The organism is Acinetobacter sp. EKM10A (assembly GCF_011075215.1).
Taxonomy (GTDB): domain Bacteria; phylum Pseudomonadota; class Gammaproteobacteria; order Pseudomonadales; family Moraxellaceae; genus Acinetobacter; species Acinetobacter baumannii.
In genome coordinates this window covers 105,300-131,039 of sequence record NZ_JAALLK010000001.1, presented here as the reverse complement: position 1 = coordinate 131,039, position 25,740 = coordinate 105,300, and the positions used below count along the sequence as shown (strand labels likewise).

Here is a 25,740-nt window from a genome sequence, read left to right as displayed (position 1 = left end):
AAAACACATGGCTTTTCCACATCATACAGAGCATCATGCCATTCAGCGCTCAGGTTGGCTAAGAGCCTCAGTATTAGGCGCTAATGATGGCATTATTTCAGTGACTAGCTTAATTATGGGGATGGCTGCAAGTGGGGCAAGCTCACATACTCTATTTATCACTTGTGTTGCCGGGCTCATTTCAGGCGCAACCTCAATGGCTGCCGGAGAATATATTTCTGTTAAATCTCAAGAAGATATTGAAAAATCAGATTTAGCTATTGAGGCAAAAGAATTAAAAAAATACCCTCAAAAAGAATTGGATGAATTAACTCAAATCTATATTTCTAGGGGACTTTCAAAAGAACTAGCAAAGGAGGTAGCTATTCAGCTTACAACTCATGATGCTTTGGGTGCACATGCCCGAGATGAAATCGGTATTCATGAAAATACGGCGGCAAACCCAATTCAAGCAGCACTCTCCTCAGCAGCTTCATTTTCATTTGGGGCATTTTTCCCCATGCTTGCCATTTTGTTTAGCCCAGAGCATTTAATTATGCCAAGTGTGCTTATTACAGGTATCGCGGCATTAGCAATTTTAGGTGCCATTTCGAGTTATTTTGCAGGCACTTCTAAAATCAAAGGTAGTTTACGTATTACCTTATGGGGTATTTTAGCGATGGCTTTTTCAAGCTGGATTGGTTCCTTATTTAATGTCACTCCTTTATAAGAGAGTTTTTTAAATAAGACTCTTAATATTTAAAAATTAAATAGCCAATATTATTTGCTCTTCATTCTATTTTCACGTTATGGTGAAGAGAAAGAATTGAGGTGAATAAAATGAGCCTATTACAACAACTTGCAATCAAACATCCAATTTTTCTGGCTCCAATGGCGGGCGTCTCTACTCCTGAATTAGCAGCCGAGGTTTCAAATCAAGGAGGCCTTGGATCATTAGGCTTAGGAGCAAACACACCGCAAAGTGCACGTGAACAAATTTTAAAAACTCAAGCGCTCACGGAAAACCCATTTCAAGTTAATTTTTTCTGTCATCAATCGACTGAGCTTAATGTAGAAAAAGCAAAACAATGGCTTGAGTACCTACGTCCTCATTTTGAAAAATTCGGTGCTCAACCGCCCCAAGAATTACACTGTATCTATCCAAGTTTTTTAGACAATGATGATTTTTTAAATGTTGTTTTAGAAACTAAGCCAAAAGCAGTAAGTTTTCACTTTGGTATTCCGCATCCGCATCAAATTAAAGCTTTAAAAGAGGCTGGTATTTTGACTATGGTTTCGGCAACTAATTTGATCGAAGCCCAAGCTATTGAGGCAGCGGGCATCGATATTATTATTGCCCAAGGGATTGAGGCAGGCGGACATAGAGGGATTTTCAACCAGACTTTTGATGGGGCAATTAAAACTAGTGACTTGGTTCAACTGATTGTGCAGCACTGTACACTTCCAGTTGTAGCCGCAGGTGGCATAATGACTGGCTTACAAGCCAAACATATGTTGGGCTTAGGCGCAGCCGCAGTCCAATTAGGGACAGCATTTGTTCAATGCCAAACTTCAAATGCTTCTGCCGAATACCGCAAAGCCCTATTTAGTAAACCTGTAACACAGATTAGTGCTAGTCTTTCTGGGCGCCCTGCTCGGGGGATACTCAACCATTGGCATACAAAAATTGATTCACCTACTCGCCCTGTACAACCTGAATATCCTTATACCTATGATTTAGCAAAGCAACTAAATACTATTGCAAGCAAACACCAAGATTACGGTTTTGGTGCTTTTTGGGCAGGAAGTAACGTTGCACAAATACGTGAACTTGAAGCACCCGATCTGGTTAATCAACTGGTCGTTGAAATGCTAGACAGTGAATAGGTAAAAATTCCAAGCAACCAGTCTCTGTACTGGTTGCTTTATTTTAGTGAGTATCTAATAAATTAACCTGTTCAACCTGAACATCGCTCATCAAATTACCTTCAGCAAGTAATTGATTAAAATAGCTCTCAACAACTAAAGCTTGTTCAGCAGTCGTTTCAACTTTATACATGTTTTGTCGAAACTCATTACTTGAGCGTAAACCTTTGGTGTACCAAGCAATATGCTTACGGGCAATACGACAACCGGAGTATTCACCATAAAACTGATATAACTCAGACAAATGCCCTAAAAGCACTTCTTTAACTTCTTCAATATTCGGAGCAGCAAGGTGTTCACCAGTTTTTAAGTAATGGGCAATTTCACGAAAAATCCACGGTCGACCTTGTGCAGCCCGCCCAATCATAATTGCATCTGCCCCAGTATAGTCCAGTACATATTTTGCTTTCTCAGGACTATCAATATCACCATTAGCAATCACAGGAATATGGATTAATTCTTTAACATGCTTAATCAATTCATAACGGGCGGTATTTAAATACATATCTTCACGTGTACGGCCGTGTAGTGCTAATGCAGCGATGCCAGCCTCTTCGGCACGCTTAGCCACCCGTAGAATATTCTCTTGGCCATTTAAAAATCCCAAACGGGTTTTTAAAGTTACCGGAACATCAACTGCTGCAACGACTGCATCTAATATTCGAGCTACCAAATCTTCATCTTGTAATAATGCTGAACCCGCTAATTTATTACATACTTTCTTTGCAGGACATCCCATATTGATATCAACAATTTGCGCGCCATTTGCGACTTGGTAACGAGCCGCTTCAGCCAACTGTTCTGGATCGGAACCAGCAATCTGTGCAGAAATTGGAGCTAACTCTCCATCAAAATTAGCACGATAAAGACTTTTTTTAGTCATACGTAAAGTCTTGTCAGCAGTCATCATTTCACTGACTGCATGACCCGCACCGAAATACTTGCACAGCGTTCTAAATGGACGGTCAGTTACACCGGCCATAGGGGCAACAATTAAATTATTTGACAGTTGATAGGGACCAATATACATATATATTCATACAATTGATGATCGGCATAGTATACTTCATCCGCTTGATCAGCTCATCTTTTTATGCAGGTGCCCTCCTCTCTATGAACAAACCGTTGTCTTCCCGTTTTTTATTTAAATCATTCGGTATGGTTGCCGTATGCATGAGTTTAGCTGCTTGTGGAGATAAAGCCTGGTGGTCAAATAATGATGAGCCTGAATTAGAAAGCCAGCAAATCAAACGTCTCATCCCATCTCGTGTGCATGACCGTGAGTCATGGGCTAAAGATATTGATGACATTATGAAAGACTTAGACATTCCTAAAACCAAACAAAATGTCTGTAGTATTGTGGCGGTCGTTGATCAAGAATCCAATTTTGTCGCCAATCCTCAAGTGCCAGGATTAGGACAAAAAGCAGTTGAGGAAGTCAGTACACGTTTAAATGAAAAATTTGAAGATAAGCTTGGCAAAACCATTGGTGGAACAATTGCAGGTTACTTTGAAGAAGTACTAAGAACCCAACCCTCTCCTGACAATAACTATATGAGTCAGATGCGTAAAGTTAAAACCGAGAAAGACCTCGATTTACTTTACCGAGAAATTTTCGACTTTATGGCCAAACACTATCACGTGAGTGCTTTAACTGGCGCAGCTAAATTAGTTGGACAAGATATTGGCGAAAAAATGAATCCGATCACTACACTGGGTTCAATGCAAGTTCATATTAACTATGCCAAAGCAAACAAACGCTCGAGTATGAATACTGCTGCACTACGTGATGACTTATATACCGAGTATGGCGGCCTTTATTATGGAATTCACCGTTTAATGGTTTATCCGGCAGATTATGATAAAGCCATTTATCGTTTTGCAGATTACAACTCTGGTATGTACTCTAGTCGTAATGCAGCTTTTCAAAAAATGCTAAAAGAACTCACCGACAAGGATATAAGTCTTGATGGCGATCTACTCCTTTACACAAAAGATGGTGATCCACGCGCAACTCAAAGCGAGTCAGAAAAAGAACTAATTACTGTATTTGCTAGTAATAATGTTTTAGTTACACCAAGACAGATTCGTGATGATCTAAAATTAGAAAAAGAGAAAAAGTTTGAGAGTACTCAAACTTATATTGCGCTGACTAAACTTTATAAATCAAAAACTGGCAAAGAGCCGCTCTATGCAATTATGCCGCAAGTGGTGATTTCTGGGCCTAAACTAAGTCGTGACTATAATACTAACTGGTATGCAACCCGCGTAAACGGACGATATGAAACATGTATGCAACGAGCGAAACGAATAAGACTATAAAAAATCTCGCCCTGTTCGATTTTGATGGAACCTTGTGCAGTAAAGACAGTTTTACAGGGTTCATCTTTTATGCGTTGTCTAAACGCCATATTGTGAAGCAAGGCTTGAAAATCCTGCCATGGATTCAAGCCTATTATCTTAACTTTTATCCAGCCCATGCGATGCGTGCTAAGCTATTTCGTAGCATGTTCAGAGATACTCCTGCAATTGAATTGCAAAGACTAGGCGAAGAATACGCACAAGAACTCGTCTCTGCACTTTCACCTGAAATTTTTGCACAATTACAGCAACACCAGCTATTAGGTGATCAGGTGGTATTAGTTTCTGCTTCCATTGATATCTATCTTGCTCCACTTTGCAAATTACTAGGTATCGAATTAATTTGTACAGAGACTCAAATTAAAAATGGCATGATGACAGGTTACTACTCAACTCCGGATTGTAGTAGTGAGCAAAAGAAGATAAGAATACATGAGCAATATTCTCTAAAACATTATCAGCGAATCTATGCGTATGGAAATAGCTCAGAAGATTTAGACATGCTTAGTCTTGCTACACATCCTTTTATGGTCGGTGAAGATCGAATCTTGCCCTCATTAACCCCACAAAAAAAGCTCGCATGATGCGAGCTTTTTTAATTTAGAACAACTTAGTAAATTGCCATATGATCGCGATGAATCATTTCTAATGAACGGGCTTCACCAAGTACTTGGTAAACTTTGTCTGAAGAAAGACCTTTAATAATTTCAGCAGAACGAGAGCTAAAATTCACTCGCCCAACCGCAACACGTTTACCTTGTTTATCGACACATTCAACCACATCACCACGATCAAAATGTCCTTCAACAGTTTTTACCCCAACAGGCAATAAACTGCGATGTTTCAATTTAATCGCTTCAACTGCGCCATCATCAATTACAAGACGACCCGCTGTTTGTAAATGTGCAGCAAGCCATTGCTGATGTGCTGTCATACGGTCTTTATCAGTCGTAAACAATGTACCCAGCATCTCACCCGCCATCACTCGTGACAACACATTGTCGCTTTCACCACTAGCAATCAATGTCGGGCAACCTGACTTGGCAGCTAAACGTGCAGCACGAACTTTAGTGACCATGCCACCTCGCCCAAGCACACCACCACCACCAGCCATTTCAAATAAAACATCATCCATGGCACGCACAGTTGATAATAACTTTGCGTCAGGGTTATGACGTGGGTCTGAATCAAACATACCTTGCTGATCTGTCAAAATAATTAATAAATCAGCATGTACTTGGCCAGCAACCATAGCTGCGAGTGTATCGTTATCACCAAAACGAATCTCATCGGTAGATACAGTATCGTTTTCATTAATGACCGGAATAACACGCCAATCAATCAAGTTCTGCAATGCATCACATGAATTTAAGTAACGACGGCGGTCTGCCAAATCATCATGTGTTAACAACACCTGAGCAGTTCGGATACTATGATTTTCAAGCACACTAGACCAAGTATGAATTAGGCCCATCTGCCCAATTGCGGCGCATGCTTGAAGACTGGGTAGATCGGTGGGTCGACTCGCAAGCTTCATACGAACCATACCTTCTGCCACAGCTCCTGAAGACACTAAAATAATTTCGTGTCCAGCATTGTGTAAATCTGCAATCTGTTTCGCCCAATGCGAAATAGCGTCCAGATCTAGACCCTGCCCATTTGCCGTGAGTAAAGATGATCCGATTTTAACAACGATTCGTTTACACTCACTGAGCTTACGTTGCCCATCGACCACTTCTATCATGTTTTCCTCGGTTTTTTAGTCACGAACGTAGATGCTTTCTACATCACCATCGTCTTCATCGTCATCGAAGTCATCATCATCGTCCATCATGCTTTCAAGGCGTTGTGCCTTACGCATAGCACGGTATGCTTCCTTCGCTGCAATGGTCTGTTCACGTGTTTCAGCTTCAAGCTGTTCACGGAATGCTCTTACTTCTGCTGCGTACTCAGGATCTTCAACTTCACGTTCACGTTGTTGTTCAATCTGATCCATGAGGTAATAAACAACTTCTTTGGTTCCTTCTTCGAGTAAACCCGAGGTCTTAAAGACAGGACCTGTCCATTGCAACTCATCTAGAATATGCTGACACCATTCTTCACGGCTTTCTTCAGCAATCTGATCAAGTTTATTAAGTACTAATACAATTGGTAACTTCGCCAAAGTAGGAGAAAACTTGGCAAGTTCATTCATAATTGCTTTAGCATTATGGGCCGGGTCTGAACCATCAATTGGTTGTACATCAATAATGTGCAAAAGAATACGTGTACGTGCTAAATGCTTAAGGAAACGAATACCTAAACCTGCACCTTCTGCTGCACCCTCAATAAGTCCCGGAATATCTGCCATCACAAACGAGCGGTGACGGTCAGCATCTACTACACCTAGGTTAGGAACCATAGTGGTAAATGGATAATCTGCTACTTTTGGTTTCGCGGCACTTACTGCACGAATAAATGTTGATTTACCAGCATTTGGCATACCTAATAAGCCAACATCTGCTAATACTTTCAACTCAAGGCGAATTTCACGGAACTCACCTTTTGTACCTGTCGTACATTTACGTGGAGCACGGTTGGTTGATGATTTAAAGTGAGTATTTCCTAAACCACCTTCACCACCGCTTGCAACCATGACTCTTTGGCCGTCTTCTACCAGATCGCCAATAATATCGCCTGAATCTGTATCAACAATTGTTGTACCAACGGGTACTTTTAAAACCACATCTTCACCACCACGTCCGGTACAGTTAGCACCTGCACCGTTTTTACCACGCTCAGCGCGGAATTTACGGGTGTAACGGTAATCGACTAGGGTACTTGTATCATCATCTGCTTGAATATAGATACTTCCACCACGTCCGCCATCACCACCATCTGGGCCACCAAATGGTACAAATTTTTCACGGCGAAAACTGGCTACGCCATTGCCACCGTCGCCAGCCTCTACGGTAATGACTGCTTCATCAACAAAGCGCATTTGCCAATCCTCTAAAAACTCTAAAACCGCCTATTCTGCCATATTTTCAGAAAATTCTCGAATAGAAAATCGAGAGAATTCTACTTTCCTGCTGCTTATTTTATTTCTTTTTATCAGGATATAAATCTACAGCAAGCCATGATCTATTTTTATTGATTAATTACCTAAGGATGAACATTACGTAACGGTAAATCCATCTTCATGTCCAAATTAGCTTTAGTGTGCTGAACAGAGTTATACATAATGGCATTAAAGCTTGAGATATTCCCCATTTCCATTGCATCGTTAACGTTCAAACTTGGGTTAAACTGATGTTTAATTGGCAAATTTATAGATTCATCAAACTCAAAATAAACCGGACCATTAAAAGCAATTTTAACCGGAATGGTATAACTACGTTTTAACTGAAATGGAATATCAAGTTTAATCGGGATATTTAATTTTAATGGAAACCTTGGTAATAACTTATTTTTGTAAATTAAATCAGTGGTTGTTTCTAAAGGCATCACCTGATCGACTTTTAATGTTGTCGCATAATCAACACTTACCGTAATTGGAGTCTCTACCTCAAACTCTAAATCAGCCAAGTATCTTCCTTTTAATGGAACTGAAATCTGACGGTCAATATCAATAGATGTGTCTAATTTACCTATCGATTGGACCTGCAAATTATTACCAACATGTATTTTAGTTTCTAATGATTCTGGTAATCGAATATCTGACTCATGTGCTGAAACTACAACTGAAGCCTGTATGTTTAAATAGAACCAAAATAAGATTGCCGTGAGTATCATAATCAGAAAGAAACTGATTAATATACTTTTTAATGAGCCAAACATAAGCCATTCACCTATTTTGTCTGGTTCTGAACAGGTGAAGAGTTATCTTCGCCAGATTTAACGCGATTCAGGCTCATGCTCGATAGTGGTATTTTTAACTCACCATGCTCGATTTTAACTGGCAAGGTATTTTTTACATCTACCGACGCATTTAAAGCTGTTTTCACGGGGACATTCAAACTTCCTTGAATTGGAATATTTGTTTTTAATTGAGCATTTAATGGAATATGAAGATTTTCTTTTAAGACCGTTTTTACTGGCGCATCAAACTTCAAATGAACTTTTTGATCGAGTGGAACTTGAATATCAATAGGTACATCTAACTGTAAAGGAATATTACCTTTTAATGGCAAAGTAATATCTTTACCAAGTACTCTCACCTGAACTTTCGTGTCAATTGGCAAACTTTGGTCAACTTTTAAAGTTTCTTTAACTGGAATAACCGTACTAATCGGCACCATATTATCGAAATAGACACGTGGTGTTAAAGTCTGTGTCAAAGGAATATTTAACTTCTCATTAATAGGAATATTAGCATTCACTCGACCTTTAACATCGACATTTAAAGCATCTTTTACTTTAACTTGCACCTGTAATGGCTCTTGTAAATCGATCGCTACTGCTTGGTTTTTCAACGGAATATAAATATTAAAATGTTTAAACACCCAAATGGCGATAAGTACACCACATATATTCGCGATGATAATAAAAAAGAAGACGATCAATAATCTTTTAAACTGCTGCAATTCCAATCCCTTACTATTTCTTTTTGTTCCTTAAACCGTATTCTCATTGATTTCTAAAAAATAATCAGCATATATTTTGTACTGTTGTAAAAAAACCCAGTCTAAACTGGGTCTTTTTGTCACATTCTTTTATCTAACGTTAAAGCAGATTAAGCGTTAGTTTCTGCAGGAATTTTTTTATAGCTTACGCCACACATTTGCTCAGCAATACGTAATACTTGGCAGCTATAACCTACTTCGTTATCGTACCAAACATATGCAGTTAAGCGGTTACCAGAAGTAATCGTTGCTTGAGCATCATATACACCAGCAGTACGAGAACCGATAAAGTCGCTTGATACCACTTCTGTAGAGTTGGTATAACCGATTTGACCTTGAAGGTTAGAGTTGATTGAAATTTGACGAATGTATTCGTTCACTTCTTCACGATCAACTTCTTTATCAAGCGTTAAGTTTAAAATCGCAAGAGATACGTTTGGTGTTGGAACACGTACAGAGTTACCAGTTAACTTACCTTTTAATGCAGGCAATGCTTTAGCAACAGCTTTAGCAGCACCAGTTTCAGTAATAACCATGTTCAATGTAGCAGCACGACCACGACGATCAGCTTTGTGGTAGTTATCGATTAAGTTCTGGTCATTTGTAAATGAGTGAACTGTCTCAACGTGACCATTAAGAACTTTATATTTGTCATCCAATACTTTAAGAATTGGAGTGATCGCATTTGTTGTACAACTTGCAGCAGAGATGATTTTGTCTTCATCTAAAATGTCAGAGTTGTTTACACCAAATACAACGTTTTTCATTTCGCCTTTACTAGGTGCAGTTAATACAACACGTGCAACACCTGGGCATTTCAAGTGTTGGCTTAGGCCTTCAGCATCACGCCATTTACCAGTGTTGTCGATTAAAAGCGCGTTTTCAATACCGTATTGAGTATAGTCTACTTCGCTTGGGCTAGATGCATAGATAACTTTGATGAAGTTACCGTTAGCGATAATTGCTTCGTTTTCTTCATCAACAGAGATTGTACCTGCAAAAGTACCGTGAATAGAGTCACGACGAAGTAAAGAAGCACGTTTTGCCAAGTCACCGTCAGAAGACTTACGAACAACAATCGCTTTAAGGCTTAAACCACGACCTAAACCTGATTGGCTAATGATTAAACGAGCCAAGATACGGCCAATACGACCAAAACCGTAAAGAACTACATCTTTAGGTTGTTCAGAAGTTGCGCTACCTTTAATTGACTCAACAGCTTGAGCAACAAAAGCGTCAACATCACCGCCTTTTTCTTTATATTCAACTGCAAGTTTACCGATATCAACTTCTGCAGAACCGATATTTTCAACTTTTGCTAAAGCTTCTAAAATAGGGAAAGTATTTACTACAGAAAGCTCAACATCTACAACACGTGTACGACGGTGAGTTTTCAAAATTTGGATAACAGAACGGTTAATTAAAGAGCGACCGTAAACAGATACGACAATATTTTTTTCACGGTATAATTGACCGATTAATGCAATCATACGTTCCGCGATTTCTTCACGGTTTTTCCAACGGCCTTGGTGTTCAGCGTGCAGGGCGATGATAGTGTCTTTGCTCACAGATACGTCCTCTAATTAATTATATCTAGGCGTGATTTTTAAAACCCCGTAATTGTAATGGAATTATTGGCAAGAATGAATCAAAAGCTGACGTTAGTGGCTAGATTTTCCCAAAATTCATCATAAATTCATAAAATACCTATAATTATTTTTTATTATCTTATTGTTTAAAGCCGCTAAATTTTTGCTTTTTCTTACTTTTTAGATTTTGATGCTCTAATCGTGAGCATCATTTTTTAATCTTTTTTGATATTTTTCGATATTTAATTGCAAATTTTTGGCTTTTTGCTGCTGTTGGTAAAGATGAAAAGCCCCTTCTAAAACCAATACGAAAACGGCACACCAAATTGGAAGATAAGTAAACCATTCTTCTTTACCAATGCTTTCCCCTAGCACTAAAGATGCTAAAGCAAGTAACACTGGTTCAAGATATCCAAGCAGACCAAACACAACCAAAGGTAAATAACGGCTTGCCAATATATAACATCCCAAGCCTATAGCACTAAACACACCTAAGCCCGCAATAACCAACCCGAGTGTCGGTTGATCGAGGAACTTACTATATGGCAATAACCCTGTATGTGTCAGATAGATTGCAACTGGCATAATAATCAGAAGGTCCCACCAAAAGCCCCCTAAATTATCCGTTTTAATTTTCTTACGTAACAAGAAATAAGCGGAATAACCTATAGCCACTAAAGCAGTTTCCCAAGCAATACTTCCTAGTCGAAAAATCTCATGCCCTACACCAATAATTGCAAGAACAATAGCGATCCACTGAAATTTCGATATTTTCTCTCCATATAAGACACTACCCGCTAAAACCAAAACAAGCGGTAACAGGAAATATCCCAAAGAAACTTGCAAACCACGTCCATGCATAGGCCCCCATAAAAACAGCCATAACTGCACTGAAGTCAAAACGGATGTTGTAATGAGTAATAGAAGTAAAGAAGGTTTCGCTAAAATACGTTGATATATATTTTTAATATGGCTTAAATCACCACTCCACCACATAAATAAAGTTAAAAATGGCAAAGTCGCAATAATACGCCATCCGAAAGTATGTTCACTATCAAGCTGGCCGAGTAATTGGGTATAAAAATAAAGAACACCAAAAGTTAATGATGCCATGATAGACAAAATCACGCCCTTTAACATCACTAACCTCTTTATACTTTAAGAAAAATAAAGCGATACAATACTTGATTTATCCACTATAAAAAAGAAAAAACCATGCGAAAACATGGTTTTTTCTTAAGCAGCATATATTTATTCTTTATGCTCGGTATGAATAATATCTCGAATATCAAATCCTAATGTTTTTGCATAATTTAGATATTCATCAACCACTTCTTTGTGTGGATGTGGCGTTCTAGATAAAACCCAAAGATATTTTCGGGAAGGTTCGCCTACCAAAACTGTTTGGTAATCTTCATCGAGCTTTAAAATCCAGTAGTCTCCACGAATTATCGGAATCCATCTTACAGCTTCGGGTAAAAAGCTTACCTTTAATTTCGTGTTATACGGCGGATTAACTACAAAAGCCTCACCGATAGATTGCTGTAATTGCTTTTGATTATCGTAGCAGCGGTTATCTACAACTATGTTTCCATTTTCATTTAAGGTATAGGTTGCAGATACATTGTAAGCACATTTTTTTTGGAAAAAAGCAGGTTTACGCGCGACTTCATACCACACACCTAAATAACGGTCTAATTCAACCTTATCGACTGTAGGTAGAGGCTTCTGCTGGGCATAGGCATATGTTCCGACAGCTAAGCCAGTCAGAACAATACCGCCCAATGCAATTTTTGCCAAGCGCCAACTGGCTTGCGGAACATTATTTCGAAATGCCATTGTTGCCCTCAACTCTTTGTTGTGAATACAAAATAACTTAAATATCTACAGTAGCTTGTTTTTTAAACAAATCATGTAGTGTTATGTATCCATTTATTGCAACATTTGCGCTTTTAAACGAACAATTTCATCACGAATACGCGCCGCTTGCTCGAATTGTAAATCCTTCGACGCCTTTAACATTTCTTTCTCTAGCTTAGTAATGTGCTTACTAAACAATTTAGGGTCAGAAAGAATATGTCGTTCATCTGCGCTAAGTGCTTGTGCCTGCTCTAGTACTTTCTCATCAATCTGATCATCAGAAAGTACTTCACCCGTATCAATTTCTTTCACAGCCTGACGAACTGCACTACGTGGCGTAATACCATGCTGCTCATTAAACTCGATTTGTTTTGCACGTCGGCGCTCTGTCTCATCAATTGCCTTTCGCATAGAATCAGTGATTGTATCAGCATATAAAATTGCTTTACCTTTCACATTTCGCGCAGCACGACCAATTGTCTGAATAAGCGAACGCTCAGAACGTAAGAAACCTTCTTTATCTGCATCTAAAATAGCAACTAAAGAAACTTCCGGCATATCTAGGCCTTCTCGCAGCAAGTTAATACCCACTAGTACATCAAATACGCCTGTACGTAATTCATGAATAATTTTGACACGTTCAACTGTATCAATATCCGAGTGCAGATAAGCAACCTTAACGCCATATTCTTTTAAATAAGAAGTTAAATCTTCCGCCATACGCTTGGTTAAAGTCGTTACCAATACACGCTCATTTAAGTTCTTACGAATATTAATCTCAGACAAAACATCATCGACTTGGGTAAGCACCGGACGAACTTCAATTTCAGGATCAATCAAGCCTGTTGGTCGAACAACCTGCTCAACCACTTGTTCTGATTTTTCCAGTTCATATCTAGCTGGTGTGGCACTCACAAAAATAGTGGTCGGAACAATACGCTCCCACTCTTCAAATTTCATTGGGCGGTTATCAAGCGCACTTGGTAAACGGAAACCGTAATTCACCAAGTTTTCTTTACGCGAACGGTCACCTTTATACATTGCGCCAATTTGAGGAACCGTTACATGCGACTCATCGATAATAAGTAAGGCATCTTCTGGTACATAGTCAAATAAAGTCGGTGGTGCTTCCCCTGCTGGTCGTCCCGATAAATGACGTGAGTAGTTTTCGATACCATTGGTGTATCCTAACTGCTGCATCATTTCCAAATCATAACGCGTACGTTGCTCGATACGCTGCGCTTCGAGTAACTTGTCATGTTCACGGAAGAACTTAAGCTGGTCTTGCAATTCATCCTTAATAGTATCGATAGCGCGTGTTAGGTTGTCTTTTGGCGTCACATAATGGCTTTTCGGGTAAATCGTGACACGTGGTACTTTGCGGACCATTTTACCGGTCAGCGGATCAAACCAGCGAATTGAGTCTACTTCGTCATCAAAGAGTTCAATACGAATCGCATGTTGGTCGGATTCTGCCGGGAAAATATCAATAATTTCACCACGGATACGATACGTACCACGTAAGAATTCAAGCTCATTACGCGTATATTGCATTTCAACCAAACGGCGAATAATTTCGTCTCGACTTACTCGGTCACCTTGGACCACATGCAATAACATTTGCATATAAGCATTTGGGTCACCCAAACCATAAATGGCCGAAACAGAAGCAACAATAATCGCATCACGACGTTCTAACAAAGCACGCGTTGCCGATAATCGCATTTGGTCAATATGGTCATTAATTGCCGCGTCTTTTTCAATAAATGTATCTGACGACGGAACATAAGCCTCGGGTTGATAGTAGTCGTAATAACTTACGAAATACTCAACTGCATTGTTTGGGAAGAAAGCTTTAAACTCACCATAGAGCTGGGCTGCCAAGGTCTTATTATGCGCCATCACAATCGTCGGACGCTGAGTTTGGGCAATCACATTTGCCATGGTATAGGTCTTACCTGAACCGGTCACACCTAGCAGTAACTGATTACGAAAACCCTTTTCGATACCATTCACCAGCTTTTCAATTGCCTGTGGCTGATCACCCGCTGGCTGGTAATGAGTGACCAAATCGAAAGGTTGATTTTCGTTCACAGTTCTCTCTCTTTATAAAAAATTTGAATTTATCGTCTAGCAAATTAATGGGGATTTTTTCCCTAATTTAAAGTCTATAGTGAGATTAATCTATATCGAAAATATTAAGCATCTTGATACTTGACCAATGCTGTAAACGGTTGCAACATGGACTTATCCATTAGATAAAAAGCACAACCATGACCTATCAATATCATGATGAAAGTATTGTAACCGAACTCCCTGAAGATACCGTGTTTGTCTTCGGTAGTAATATGGCTGGACAACATGGTAGTGGAGCCGCACGTGTTGCCAGTCAGCATTTTGGGGCTGTAGAGGGTGTAGGACGTGGCTGGGCTGGTCAGAGCTTTGCAATTCCAACATTAAATGAACATATCCAACAAATGCCACTCTCCCAAATCGAGCATTATGTTGAAGACTTTAAAGTTTATGCAAAAAATCATCCTAAAATGAAATACTTTGTGACAGCTTTAGGATGTGGGATCGCAGGTTATAAGGTTTCCGAAATCGCTCCTCTTTTTAAAGGCATACATCACAATGTGATTTTTCCTGAATCGTTTAAACCGTATGTTGAAGAAGATGCTGTTTCACAGTTCCCAACACTCACTCAAAAAATGGTTCAAAGTTTCATTAATGATGAAGTTATTTTCTACTTTAATCACGGCAGTGAATCTTTTGAAGATGCTTTAGATAAAACGGATTTATCACGTGCTGAAAAAGCGATAGCGCTTATTGTGCTTAATGAGGAATTGTATCCTCGTGACCGCTATGGCAGAGGCCGTGACCACGAATTGAGGGATATTTTAGGTAAGCTCAATGGTAAGATTTTTAATATTCATGGTAACTCAGAAGGTGCAATGATTTTCGTAAGTGTAATTGTTGCGCTTATGGAACTTTATGATTTTGATGAGCAAGATTTTATAAAATTATGGCGCGGCGAGAAAAATATCGACCACCCTATTAACCGTTAATTTACTTTGATATTTTATGAGTGAAGCAGATAAATTCTGCTTTCTCATTATTTTACTTATATTTAATATTTTTATTTTAATTATTCTAATAGATTTAAATCGATTATTTTCCCAAATCTTAGTTTTTCTCATTATACTTTAAGACAAACTGAATACTTAAAAGAAACGCATGGAAACTTTAGATTCTTCAACTTTTGACCTCACCCCAATTCCAATGTGGATTGAAGACTTTAGTGAAGTTAAGCAGTTATTTGACTTATGGAGAAATCAAGGGGTTGAAAACTTATATGAATTTTTAAGTCAAAATGAAAATCTAGTGGTTGAATGTGCTCATAAAATTAAAATTATTAAGGTCAACCAAAAAGTATTAGACCTTTTTGAAGCAAAAAGCCAAGAAGAGTTATGTGCCAACTTAAATCTTCTTTTTAAAAAAGAAATGTTTGAAGCTCATATTCATGAACTCGAAGCATTATGGAATGGCAAAACTCATTTCTCGAGTACCACTATAAATTACACGCTCTCTGGTAAACGTATTGATGTACAACTACGTGGAGCAATTTTACCGGGTTCTGAAACTACGTTTGACCGTATTTTAATTACCACCGAAGACATTACTCCTTATCAAAATGCGCTTCGTCAGGAAGAGAAAAATCGACGCCTAGCAGAATCAATGTTTATCTACTCCCCGACTTCGCTTTGGGTTGAAGATTTTAGCCGTATTAAAAATAGAATTGATCAGCTTAGGCTATTAGGAATTGAAGACTTTAGGACTTTTTTAGATGTACATCCTGAATTTGTTCGCCAATGCATAGAAGACATTTTAATTTTAGACGTCAATCAGTCGACTCTCGATTTATTTAAAGCACCAGATAAAACTACTCTGTTAAAAAATACCCATAAAATTTTTGCCGAAGAGATGGTGGAAACTTTTAGAGAACAGCTGATTGAACTCTGGCAAGGAAATATTCACCACAAGCGTGAAGCCGTTAACTATGCGTTAGATGGCCAAATCAGAAATGTCTTATTGCAATTTACCGTATTCCCCGGTTATGAAGAGACTTGGGGATTGGTACAGGTTGCGCTTACAGATATTACTGCACGAAAGAAAGCCGAAAATTATCTAGAATATTTAGGCCAGCATGATGTACTGACTAAACTTTATAACCGAGCTTTTTTTACAGAAGAGCTTAATCGTTTAAATCGCAGTATTATCCGCCCTGTTTCTTCAATTTTTTTAGACATGAACGGCTTAAAGGAAACCAATGATCAACTTGGCCATGATATTGGTGATGGTTTATTACGTCGAGTAGGTAATATTTTAAATCAGGCAATTATGAATACTGCTTATACAGCTTCTCGAATCGGTGGCGACGAATTTGTAATTTTAATGCCTGGTGCAGATGAAGCGAATGTTTTGATGATGCTGCAAACCATTCAGGAGCTTTTTAATATAGATAATCAATATTATTCAAGTCACCCTATTAGTATTGCGATTGGGCACGCCACAACAAAAGAAAATGAACAAGTTGAAGATATGCTAAAACGCGCAGATCATCATATGTATCAAAAGAAAAAAAGTTATTATCAAGAAATTCTTCTACCATAAAAAAACAGGCATATTGCCTGTTTTTTTATTTAAATTAGCGCTTACCCATAGAACGACGAGTACCACGCGGTGGCATCCAAGTTCTATCTGCATATTGTTCAGGTTTCGGACGTACTTGGTTGTGTACAGCATCGCCTGCTTGGTTACTTTCATTCGGCATTGGAAATGGCAATTTCACCAAAGCCTTTTTCTGTTTTGGCTGTTGCTCAGTCATGATTCATTCTCGATATTTCGATTGCGGCTTATTATAAAGGATTTTTCTTGTTTCTTTCGAAAAAAGCTTCAATTGAATAAAACCGCAACAAGTACTTTCCTAAATTAAACTTTTTTACATCTAAAAATCCCCACATCCGCAAATTGCTTAATTTTTGCGATAAGATAGTGTGCTTTTTATTTTTAATCCCATAAGAGGAATATTGCCGTGGACGTACGTCTTTCTGATCGTGTCAATGCTATCAAACCGTCCCCTACACTTGCTGTAACTAACAAAGCTGCTGAGCTTAAAGCTGCTGGCAAGAACGTGATTGGTTTGGGTGCTGGCGAGCCAGATTTTGATACCCCTCAACACATCAAAGATGCTGCAATTGAAGCGATTAATAATGGTTTCACCAAATATACGGCTGTAGATGGTACTCCTGGGTTAAAAAAAGCAATTATTGCTAAATTAAAGCGTGATAATAATCTTGATTACCAACCTAACCAGATTTTGGTTTCTTGTGGCGGTAAGCAAAGCTTCTTTAACTTGGCACTAGCATTATTAAACAAGGGTGATGAAGTGATCATCCCTGCGCCATTCTGGGTAAGCTATCCAGATATGGTCATTATTGCTGAAGGTACGCCTGTTATCGTGAAATGTGGCGAAGAGCAACGTTTCAAAATTACACCTGAACAATTAGAAGCAGCAATTACTCCTAACACTCGTTTAGTGGTATTAAACAGCCCATCCAACCCAACAGGTATGATTTATAGCAAAGCTGAATTAGAAGCTTTAGCTGAAGTTTTACGTCGTCATCCACAAGTATTTGTTGCATCTGACGACATGTATGAACCAATTCGTTGGGAAGATGAGTTCTACAACATTGCAACTGTTGCACCTGATTTATATGACCGCACGATTGTTTTAAATGGTGTTTCTAAAGCATATGCAATGACAGGTTGGCGTATTGGCTATGCAGCCGGCCCAGCAAAAATCATTGGTGCAATGAAAAAAATCCAGTCTCAATCAACTTCTAACCCGACTTCAATTTCGCAAGTTGCTGCTGAAGCTGCGTTGAATGGTCCACAAGATGTTTTAAAACCAATGATTGAAGCGTTTAAACGTCGTCATGACTTAGTAGTTAATGGCTTAAACGACATCAAAGGGATCTCTTGCTTACCTGCTGATGGCGCTTTCTACGCGTATGCAAATATTCGCCCTCTTATTCGTGCAAAAGGCTTAAAGTCTTGCACAGAATTCTCTGAGTGGTTACTTGAAGAAACTGGCGTAGCAGTCGTTCCTGGTGATGCATTTGGTTTAGGTGGTTTCATGCGTATTTCATATGCAACAGCTGACGAAGTACTTGTTGATGCGTTAGCACGTATCAAAAAAGCTGCTGAATCAATCGAAGGCGTTGATGCTGCAATTGCATCTATCGAAGCTGAGAAAGCATAATTATTAGTTATAAATCTAAAAAGGAAGTTTTTATTTAAAACTTCCTTTTTTATTACTTTGATTTTTATAATTTTTCATAATTATTATAAAGTGAAATACAATATATTTGGTCAGCCCATTAATTTCAACCTTTCTCTTTTTATAGTAAAATAATAAATTAAGATAAAATGTATCATTCATTTAAATAAATCTTCCGTTATTAAAACACTTTGAGTAAAAGAAATGACAGCTTGGCAAAGATTAGGAATAGAACCAACAGATAACCAGAGAGAAATAAAAAAGGCGTATGCCAAACAACTAAAGTTAATCGATCAAGATACCCAGCCAGAAGAATTTATTCTTCTTAGAGAAGCATTAGAAACTGCTCAATTCGAAGCAGAAAATTTAATATATGAAAATGAGGATTTGGATAACTCATCCTCTATATTTGAAGAAAATAATTCTTTTAATGACCAAAATTTAAATTCAGATGACTTAAATGATCAAACACTTGAAAATAAACTTAAGAGACTAAAACATCATATTGCTATTCAAGACATTAACTTTAATATACGTGATGAATTAATACATTTTAATAATGAAATTGAAGCATATAAAGATAAAAGTATTAGCAACCATTTCAGAGATCAAATTTTAGATCTATTAAGAAAAAATGATCTTGATGATTTTTGTTATATCTTTACAGAAAAAAATGCTGAAAATATTGTCACAAACCATCAGAAAATAATTGAAAAAGAGAAAACCGAATATTCTGTTTCCAGTAACGAATGTATTCAATCAGATGCACTTAGTATTCCAGTAATTCTTGAGGAAGTTAGCAATGCACTATGGAATAAAGATATTAGCGATATAACATTCGATAAATTCAATTATTTACTTAGTCAACAATATGATATTCCTCTTAGTCAACAAATAGAAATAAAAGATCAACTCCAAGCCCCTTTAGCAGAAATTGAAATTGATGATCTACAACCCGAATATTTTCGGTTTCTAGAATTGTGGCATGAAACTTATCCTGATGATATTCATCAATATAATCCATCTTATTACTCAAGCTTATTACAGGAAAAGTTAAATAGTTTTTTATCTCGATACAAACTCTTAAAAAAGTTACCTAATGAACATTTTGAATTATTAAATGAACTTTCTGGTGAAAAAAAATTTCATCCATTAAAAATGCTCAAATTAAGAAAAAGTTTAAATAAAATTTCAAAAAACTATAGTACAGTTGAAGTTATTGATAAGTTACAGCTTTCTATCACCCAAACTAACCCTAATTACTTATTTCTAAAAAGTTTAAGCAATTTTTGGAAATTTACTATAATAAATATTCTATTTATAACTATAACCTTTCTCTTTTTTAATTCCCTTATAGCTCCAGATAATCAAATTATAGTAAATTTATTAATTACAGTCTGCATTAGTCTGTTATATATATTTATACTACAACCTATATTAAATACCAGAATTTTAGGTCACCCTGGTTATGAAAGAACATTGGGCTATTATCTTAAATATTGGTGTTTAAGTGGATTTATTCTCTGCAGTTTGACCCCTTGGCTTCCAGATTTACCCCATCAACTTCTAAGTTATGGATGGTTTATATCTACAACTATACTACTGAGTGCTTTGCTGCTAGATGCAACACCATATATGAATAGATTAGAGCAAAGTGCATTTATTAATATCGATAAATGGATAATTAATATCGGTTTAATCTCTCTTAGTATTTTTCTTATTTCTGTCTTTTTTATTATTGGTGAACCTAATCATATCTGGTTCATAATTTATAGTCTGATCCCGATCTGTTTCTTATTTTACCCAGAATCTTTCCGCCCTCTCTTCTATATTTTTGGATACAATAAAGAAGATACCCACTTAACAGATAAACAAATAATGTATAGAAGTATTGGTATTATCTTCTTTAGGCTATTCTGGGTTTTTGGCTTTAGCTATTTATTTATAAAATCTTCCTCACAACCTTTTATGTATGCTGCAGGCTTGATTCTAGGAAGTATATTAATAACCGGATTTAGTGCCAAGAATCTCTCTTCTACACTTAAATATTTAACCTACATCGCCTTATGTATAGCAACGTTATACACCATACTCTTCCCTTTGATATTAATTTATTATTTATATCAAAGCTATCAAGCAAAAAAAATCATTTTATCTAGCTGCTAAAAATATCCCCTTGTATGTATCTAACAAAGAATTCATACAAGGGGATATAAATTAATACTCTTCAAACAAACTTAAATCTTCAATTTCATTAAGAAAAGCTTCGAAATGTTGTTGTGCCTCACGTATTTGTCTTGGATCTTGCAGATTTAGAATATAATTAAATTGTTGTGTTCGCTCTCCAATCTGTAAACGTAGATCTCCTGTATATTCACTAAATAAACGCTCTGCTCGTAATAATAAGCTCTTATTCATTAAAGTATCACGAGGATGTATTTTCAATTCCTGCAACTGTTGACGGGCCTGCTCTATTTGTTCCGTACTCATTACATTTTGATGATTAACAATCACTTTTTGGAGCTTTTCTCCTGTGCTTGGAACTTCTATATCAACTTCTAAAATACCATTTGGATTATAAGAGAATCGCACCTCAATAGATAAATAGTCATTATTTGGAGGTAAAGGCACATTGAGCTCACCTAAAAAAATGTTTTCTTTACACAGTCGATGTTCGCCCTGATAAATCTTAACAATAATTTCTCTCTGCCCTTTATTCATCGCAGTATACGTATTTACCTTACTGGCAGGAATTACAATATTGCGCTCTAAGATAGGTGAAAACTGCTCATCATTTTCCACTGCAATCCCTAAACTAAATGGGCAAACATCTGTTAAAACAATTTCTTTTAAAGATACATCTTTTGCTTTTAAACCTGCTTGTACACACGCACCACGTACAATTGCTTCATCAGGTTGGACACTTGTCGATGGAAAACGACCAAATAATTTTGTTACTAATTTGCGAACAACTGGAATACGTGTCGCACCACCTACCATAATAATCTGGTCAACCTGTTGAGGCAGGACTCTAGCATCTCTCAAGGCACGCTCTAGTGGGCGGCGTAATCTAAGCAATAATGGTTCGGCCCATACTGCGAATTCTTCTTGAGTAATTTCTAGGGTGGCCTCTTTATCTTCCCATTTAAATATTAAATCTGTTTTCGCTTCTTTACTTAAAACATGAAGACTATGTTGTGCTCTAGCTCTTAATGCTGTTTCAATATCAAATGGAATAGTATTTTCAGTATAGCCAAAAATAGTTGCATGCTGTTTCCAGTATTGTTTCATTAACAACTGAACAAAGTCATCTCCACCTAAATAGTTATCTCCTGCACTAGCTCGCACCTCAGTGATGCCATCAAACAACTCAACAATTGAGACATCAAAGGTTCCCCCTCCTAAATCAAAAATCAGGAAACAACTATCCTGCGTTTGCCCTAAACCGTATGCTAGAGCAGCTGCAGTAGGTTCATTAATGAGTCGACTAACTTTTAAACCCGCAAGTTCTGCAGCAGATATAGTGGCTTGACGTTGGATATCGTTAAAGTAAGCAGGCACCGTAATCACGGCTTCCTCTACTTCACATTGCAAAGCCTGCTCCACATCCTGTTTAAGAGATTTTAATATCAATGAAGACAATTCAACTGCTGAAAAGCTCTGATGGCCTAATTTTAATCTTTTTGAGGTACCCATTAACCGCTTAAAACTAGTTAATACCTCTTTACCACGACTTCTTAACTCTAATGCAGCTTGTCCAATTAAGATTTGCCCTTGCTCATCGAATGCAATAGCTGAGGGCGTAGTTTTCATACCATAAGGATTATTAATAAGTTTGGACTGACCATTTTCAAAAATACCAACTAGTGAGTTACTGGTTCCAAGATCAATTGCTATAAGAGGTTTAGTATCTATCATTTTCTATCAATAATTTAAAAGTATTAATTTTAAAATTATTTTATTCGATTTAATAAATATTGGCGAGATTTAGTTACTCTTAAGACTAACTGATTTAATTTTATTAAGAATGTTTAAAAGTAATTATTTTAATTACATAATTTTCCTGAAATATTATTTACCTTTTAAATTATAAAATTAAGACTTTTTCCTACAATCGGAAGTCTTCTCAATAATTTTTACTCCAACTATTTCTTTTTTCCTGAAAACACTAATTTTAGTAATTAGTTCTATACCCAATTCTAATTTCATATTTCTTTGAAAATTAACTTAGAAATTTTAAAAAGGCCTCAAAATTGAGGCCTTTTTAAAATTAAAATTATTCTAAATTAAATAAAGCTGACACCTCAGCCTCAGTCAGTTTTTTTGTATCATTCTGAAAATTATAAAAATCAGGTTTTGAATCAATAAAAATTTCCATATCTAATTTCAAGTCTTTTACTGGTTCATTTAAAGAAAACACATTGATATTGCAGTAACTTTGATCTTTTGTTCTCCAAAAAATTGTTGTTCCACAAGCATTACAAAAGCCTCTTTCCCCCCATTCAGAAGAGTTAAATACACTAAGATGCTTTTGCTGAATAAACTTTAAACTACCTTTAACTATATCAACTGTCATAATGACACCACTGGTTTGTCTACGACACATCGAGCAATGGCAAACATGTACATCATGATTTTTTAATTCAACTTCGAAAGTTGTTTCACCACATAAACACTGTCCGTTCATTATTATTTTCCACAAAAAGTTTATATTTTTAGGGTTATAAAATATTCTGCTCAACCAAATTTTACAAGTTTATAAACTATAAGTGACCTATCTTTCTATTCATCCCAACTTGACAATAATTAATTTAACGCCTAATTTAACATCAAGTTCCATTTTAGAACTTTAATAACTGAAGGACTCAAAAAATGAAAAATCCTATGGAAATGACAGGCCTCGAATTTTTACAAGCCATGATTGAAGGTCATATTCCACCTGCCAGTATTAGCAAAACTATTCCAATGCAACCTACTGAGATTTCAGAAGGATCTGTAACTTTCAAAGCACAAGCAGATCATAATCACTTAAATCCTTTAGGTGGCGTACATGGTGGTTTTGCTGCAACTGTTCTAGATTCAGTGACTGGCTGTGCTGTACATACCATGCTACCTGCTGGTGTGGGTTATGGAACCATAGATCTTAATGTGAAAATGTGCCGTCCTCTTCCACAAAATCAGGTTTTAATTGCTACAGGTAAAGTGATCAATTTAAGTAAAAATTTAGGTATTTCCGAAGGAAAAATTACTGATGAAGAAGGCAAACTTTATGCTTATGCAACAGCAACCTGCATGATTATTCGACCATAAAACCAAGGCAGCTTTAAACGGCTGCCTTTTTTATTAAGTAAGGAATATCTGGGCGGTCACAAGTTTTCGCAACCACATAAGGTGCCCAAATATTCTTAAGTTGAAGCTCTATCAATTCATGATGCTGAGTAGACCAGGCTAAAACTTTATTTTTACCTAGGAATAATTCTCCTTCGAGCTGGAAAATATAGAGAGGTTTAGATTGATCTAATACCTTGGAACACTTTAAAACTTTCAATGAAGTATGCACATCCCATTTTGAACTAAACCAGAGTTGTAGTAAGTCACCTAAGTACAAATCTTGTTTTTTAAATGGAAAAGCATCGATCCATGCATCTTCTACAGGTGTGTAATAAGATTCTGGTTGATTTAAAATATTGAGATAATTGCGTTGATAAAAATCAAAATTAGAAAAAATAGAAGCAACAGTAAGTGTTTTCATACTTATCTCCGATTTAGCCATTTTAGTGCTGGCAAGTTGGTTTAAATCCACACTGTTTGGATTACTCCAAACGCTTGTTCTTTTTTGAATCTAGCAATTGAATTTTCAAAGTGCAAGTAATTTATGATCTCACCTTTCAACTGGTCAAATAAAAAGCATACAACACAAAAATGAATGAAACATGACGATTTTTACTTGACCCTTGTCAAAATCTCCTTATAATCGCATGCAGATTCTCCCATAGCTCAGTCGGTAGAGCGACGGACTGTTAATCCGCAGGTCCCTGGTTCGAGCCCAGGTGGGAGAGCCAAATACTAAAAAGCCCGCAGCATTAAAGCGGGCTTTTTTATTGCTCTCTATTAAAGTATACCTATAAAAAAATCCCCTACTGCCTGTAGAGGATTTGCTTTTCATAATTCGAATATTTACCAGATCAAATCATCAGTTCTAAACTTAGGTAGACCTTCTACGCTTAGATCTTTTTAAAATTACATTATTCCACTTCTACAACTTTTAAAGGGTTAAAAGTCTGAGTCGTTGGCATCATTTCTATACGGTTAATATTAATATGCGGTGGTTGTGATGCGATCCATGCTACTGTATTTGCAATATCTTCCGGCAAAATTGGATTTTTCTTATCGTATAGACTGTTAGCTTTCTCCTGATCTCCCTTAAAACGTACAAGAGAAAATTCGGTACCACCACACAACCCTGGCTCAATATTCGTTACTCGCACGCCAGTACCAGCCAAATCTGCACGTAGATTTAAACTAAACTGCTCTACAAAAGCTTTTGTTGCCCCATATACATTACCACCTGGATATGGGTATGTACCTGCAATTGAACCCATATTAATGATTAAGCCTGATTTCTTCTTTACCATACTTGGTAAAATTAATCGGGTAACCGTAACAAGGCCTTTAACATTGGTATCAATCATGGTGTACCAATCATCTAAATCCGCTTTATCTGCTGGCTCTAGACCCAATGCCAAGCCTGCATTATTCACTAATAAATCAATTTGATCGATTTGAAATTCATTTGGTAATTCTTTAAATAACTTATTTATATTTTCTGCCGTATCAGTCATATCAAATACGAGTGGGTAGAAATTTTCGCCAAGCTGTTTTTGTAGTTCTTCTAATTTTTCTGCGCGTCTTCCACATCCAATAACTTTATAGCCTGACTCAATCAGTTTCTTTGAAATACTATAACCAAAACCTGCTGATGCGCCTGTAACTAATGCTAACATTCTTATATCCTTAGAAATAATCAACTGCTTCAGTTGAACTCATGATGAACATATCAGCCTTTATATTTACACAATAT

The 25,740-nt window shown here is 37.1% G+C and carries 24 protein-coding genes and 1 tRNA gene; 10 read left to right on the top strand and 15 right to left on the bottom strand.

All coding sequences use genetic code 11. From position 1 onward, the window contains the following. Nucleotides 1-7: 7 nt before the first annotated feature. Both G9371_RS00640 and G9371_RS00635 read left to right on the top strand, forming a co-directional pair. Nucleotides 8-709, top strand: coding sequence for a VIT family protein (locus tag G9371_RS00640; RefSeq protein ID WP_000885359.1), 702 nt, complete (start codon nt 8-10; stop codon nt 707-709). A 110-nt stretch (nt 710-819) separates the two neighbouring features. Next, nucleotides 820-1,866: an NAD(P)H-dependent flavin oxidoreductase gene (locus G9371_RS00635; RefSeq protein ID WP_000055196.1), complete on the top strand. Its 1,047-nt coding sequence runs from the start codon at nt 820-822 to the stop codon at nt 1,864-1,866. A gap of 43 nt (nt 1,867-1,909) precedes the next feature. Here the strand turns inward: G9371_RS00635 and dusB are convergent, their stop codons facing one another. Then, on the bottom strand, nt 1,910-2,935 hold the full coding sequence (dusB, locus tag G9371_RS00630; RefSeq protein WP_000275423.1) for a tRNA dihydrouridine synthase DusB: 1,026 nt from the start codon (nt 2,933-2,935) through the stop codon (nt 1,910-1,912). A gap of 83 nt (nt 2,936-3,018) precedes the next feature. Between dusB and G9371_RS00625 the strand changes: the two genes are divergently transcribed. Continuing rightward, the gene (locus G9371_RS00625; protein ID WP_001039857.1) at nt 3,019-4,227 is read left to right on the top strand and encodes a DUF1615 domain-containing protein; all 1,209 of its coding nucleotides are present in this window, start codon (nt 3,019-3,021) and stop codon (nt 4,225-4,227) included. Continuing rightward, the gene (locus G9371_RS00620; RefSeq protein WP_000271363.1) at nt 4,194-4,850 is read left to right on the top strand and encodes an HAD-IB family hydrolase; all 657 of its coding nucleotides are present in this window, start codon (nt 4,194-4,196) and stop codon (nt 4,848-4,850) included. Before G9371_RS00625 ends, G9371_RS00620 begins: the two co-directional genes overlap by 34 nt. Before the next feature lie 26 nt (nt 4,851-4,876). Here the strand turns inward: G9371_RS00620 and proB are convergent, their stop codons facing one another. The 8 genes from proB to uvrB form a co-directional block, all read right to left on the bottom strand. Then, nucleotides 4,877-6,010, bottom strand: a complete 1,134-nt coding sequence (gene proB, locus G9371_RS00615) for a glutamate 5-kinase (protein ID WP_000573844.1) — start codon at nt 6,008-6,010, stop codon at nt 4,877-4,879. Nucleotides 6,011-6,025: 15 nt separating this feature from the next. Then, nucleotides 6,026-7,246, bottom strand: coding sequence for an Obg family GTPase CgtA (cgtA, locus tag G9371_RS00610; RefSeq protein WP_001212949.1), 1,221 nt, complete (start codon nt 7,244-7,246; stop codon nt 6,026-6,028). Nucleotides 7,247-7,410: 164 nt separating this feature from the next. Next, a complete protein-coding gene (locus G9371_RS00605) occupies nt 7,411-8,085 on the bottom strand; it encodes a hypothetical protein (RefSeq protein ID WP_000468065.1) in 675 nt (224 codons plus the stop codon). An 11-nt stretch (nt 8,086-8,096) separates the two neighbouring features. Continuing rightward, entirely contained in the window at nt 8,097-8,831 is a 735-nt protein-coding gene (locus G9371_RS00600; RefSeq protein WP_001183838.1) for a hypothetical protein, read from the bottom strand. A gap of 149 nt (nt 8,832-8,980) precedes the next feature. Beyond that, nucleotides 8,981-10,438: a glyceraldehyde-3-phosphate dehydrogenase gene (locus G9371_RS00595; RefSeq protein WP_000031228.1), complete on the bottom strand. Its 1,458-nt coding sequence runs from the start codon at nt 10,436-10,438 to the stop codon at nt 8,981-8,983. Between the two features lie 216 nt (nt 10,439-10,654). Beyond that, a complete protein-coding gene (rarD, locus tag G9371_RS00590) occupies nt 10,655-11,602 on the bottom strand; it encodes an EamA family transporter RarD (RefSeq protein WP_162215807.1) in 948 nt (315 codons plus the stop codon). A 108-nt stretch (nt 11,603-11,710) separates the two neighbouring features. Then, on the bottom strand, nt 11,711-12,298 hold the full coding sequence (locus G9371_RS00585; RefSeq protein WP_000885644.1) for a lipocalin family protein: 588 nt from the start codon (nt 12,296-12,298) through the stop codon (nt 11,711-11,713). 93 nt (nt 12,299-12,391) lie between these two features. Beyond that, nucleotides 12,392-14,413: an excinuclease ABC subunit UvrB gene (uvrB, locus tag G9371_RS00580; protein WP_001004983.1), complete on the bottom strand. Its 2,022-nt coding sequence runs from the start codon at nt 14,411-14,413 to the stop codon at nt 12,392-12,394. Between the two features lie 179 nt (nt 14,414-14,592). On the opposite strand from uvrB, the gene G9371_RS00575 reads away from it, so the two are divergent. Together G9371_RS00575 and G9371_RS00570 are read left to right on the top strand one after the other, a co-directional pair. Then, nucleotides 14,593-15,384: a hypothetical protein gene (locus tag G9371_RS00575; RefSeq protein WP_000222202.1), complete on the top strand. Its 792-nt coding sequence runs from the start codon at nt 14,593-14,595 to the stop codon at nt 15,382-15,384. 169 nt (nt 15,385-15,553) lie between these two features. Beyond that, nucleotides 15,554-16,990, top strand: a complete 1,437-nt coding sequence (locus tag G9371_RS00570; protein ID WP_002056951.1) for a diguanylate cyclase domain-containing protein — start codon at nt 15,554-15,556, stop codon at nt 16,988-16,990. 34 nt (nt 16,991-17,024) lie between these two features. Here G9371_RS00570 and G9371_RS00565 read toward each other — a convergent pair whose 3' ends face one another. Next, nucleotides 17,025-17,204 (bottom strand): hypothetical protein, encoded by a 180-nt coding sequence (locus G9371_RS00565; protein ID WP_000139632.1) that lies wholly within the window; start codon nt 17,202-17,204, stop codon nt 17,025-17,027. Nucleotides 17,205-17,411: 207 nt separating this feature from the next. Between G9371_RS00565 and G9371_RS00560 the strand changes: the two genes are divergently transcribed. Next, complete coding sequence (locus tag G9371_RS00560) at nt 17,412-18,641, top strand: pyridoxal phosphate-dependent aminotransferase (RefSeq protein ID WP_000383199.1); 1,230 nt, start codon at nt 17,412-17,414, stop codon at nt 18,639-18,641. A gap of 222 nt (nt 18,642-18,863) precedes the next feature. Continuing rightward, complete coding sequence (locus tag G9371_RS00555) at nt 18,864-20,825, top strand: hypothetical protein (protein ID WP_002056939.1); 1,962 nt, start codon at nt 18,864-18,866, stop codon at nt 20,823-20,825. A 51-nt stretch (nt 20,826-20,876) separates the two neighbouring features. Here the strand turns inward: G9371_RS00555 and G9371_RS00550 are convergent, their stop codons facing one another. Then, nucleotides 20,877-22,577: an Hsp70 family protein gene (locus G9371_RS00550; RefSeq protein WP_029423958.1), complete on the bottom strand. Its 1,701-nt coding sequence runs from the start codon at nt 22,575-22,577 to the stop codon at nt 20,877-20,879. 358 nt (nt 22,578-22,935) lie between these two features. Next, entirely contained in the window at nt 22,936-23,346 is a 411-nt protein-coding gene (locus G9371_RS00545; RefSeq protein WP_002131974.1) for a GFA family protein, read from the bottom strand. Between the two features lie 185 nt (nt 23,347-23,531). On the opposite strand from G9371_RS00545, the gene G9371_RS00540 reads away from it, so the two are divergent. Next, on the top strand, nt 23,532-23,969 hold the full coding sequence (locus tag G9371_RS00540; RefSeq protein ID WP_000795395.1) for a PaaI family thioesterase: 438 nt from the start codon (nt 23,532-23,534) through the stop codon (nt 23,967-23,969). 13 nt (nt 23,970-23,982) lie between these two features. Here the strand turns inward: G9371_RS00540 and G9371_RS00535 are convergent, their stop codons facing one another. Continuing rightward, entirely contained in the window at nt 23,983-24,411 is a 429-nt protein-coding gene (locus tag G9371_RS00535) for a hypothetical protein (protein ID WP_000855165.1), read from the bottom strand. Nucleotides 24,412-24,452: 41 nt separating this feature from the next. Then, on the bottom strand, nt 24,453-24,587 hold the full coding sequence (locus G9371_RS00530) for a hypothetical protein (RefSeq protein ID WP_086221454.1): 135 nt from the start codon (nt 24,585-24,587) through the stop codon (nt 24,453-24,455). A gap of 58 nt (nt 24,588-24,645) precedes the next feature. Here G9371_RS00530 and G9371_RS00525 point away from each other — a divergent pair. After that, a tRNA-Asn gene (locus tag G9371_RS00525) sits at nt 24,646-24,721 on the top strand. 183 nt (nt 24,722-24,904) lie between these two features. On the opposite strand, the gene G9371_RS00520 is transcribed toward G9371_RS00525, so the two are convergent. Continuing rightward, nucleotides 24,905-25,663 (bottom strand): SDR family oxidoreductase, encoded by a 759-nt coding sequence (locus G9371_RS00520; protein WP_000880601.1) that lies wholly within the window; start codon nt 25,661-25,663, stop codon nt 24,905-24,907. Nucleotides 25,664-25,740: the final 77 nt, after the last annotated feature.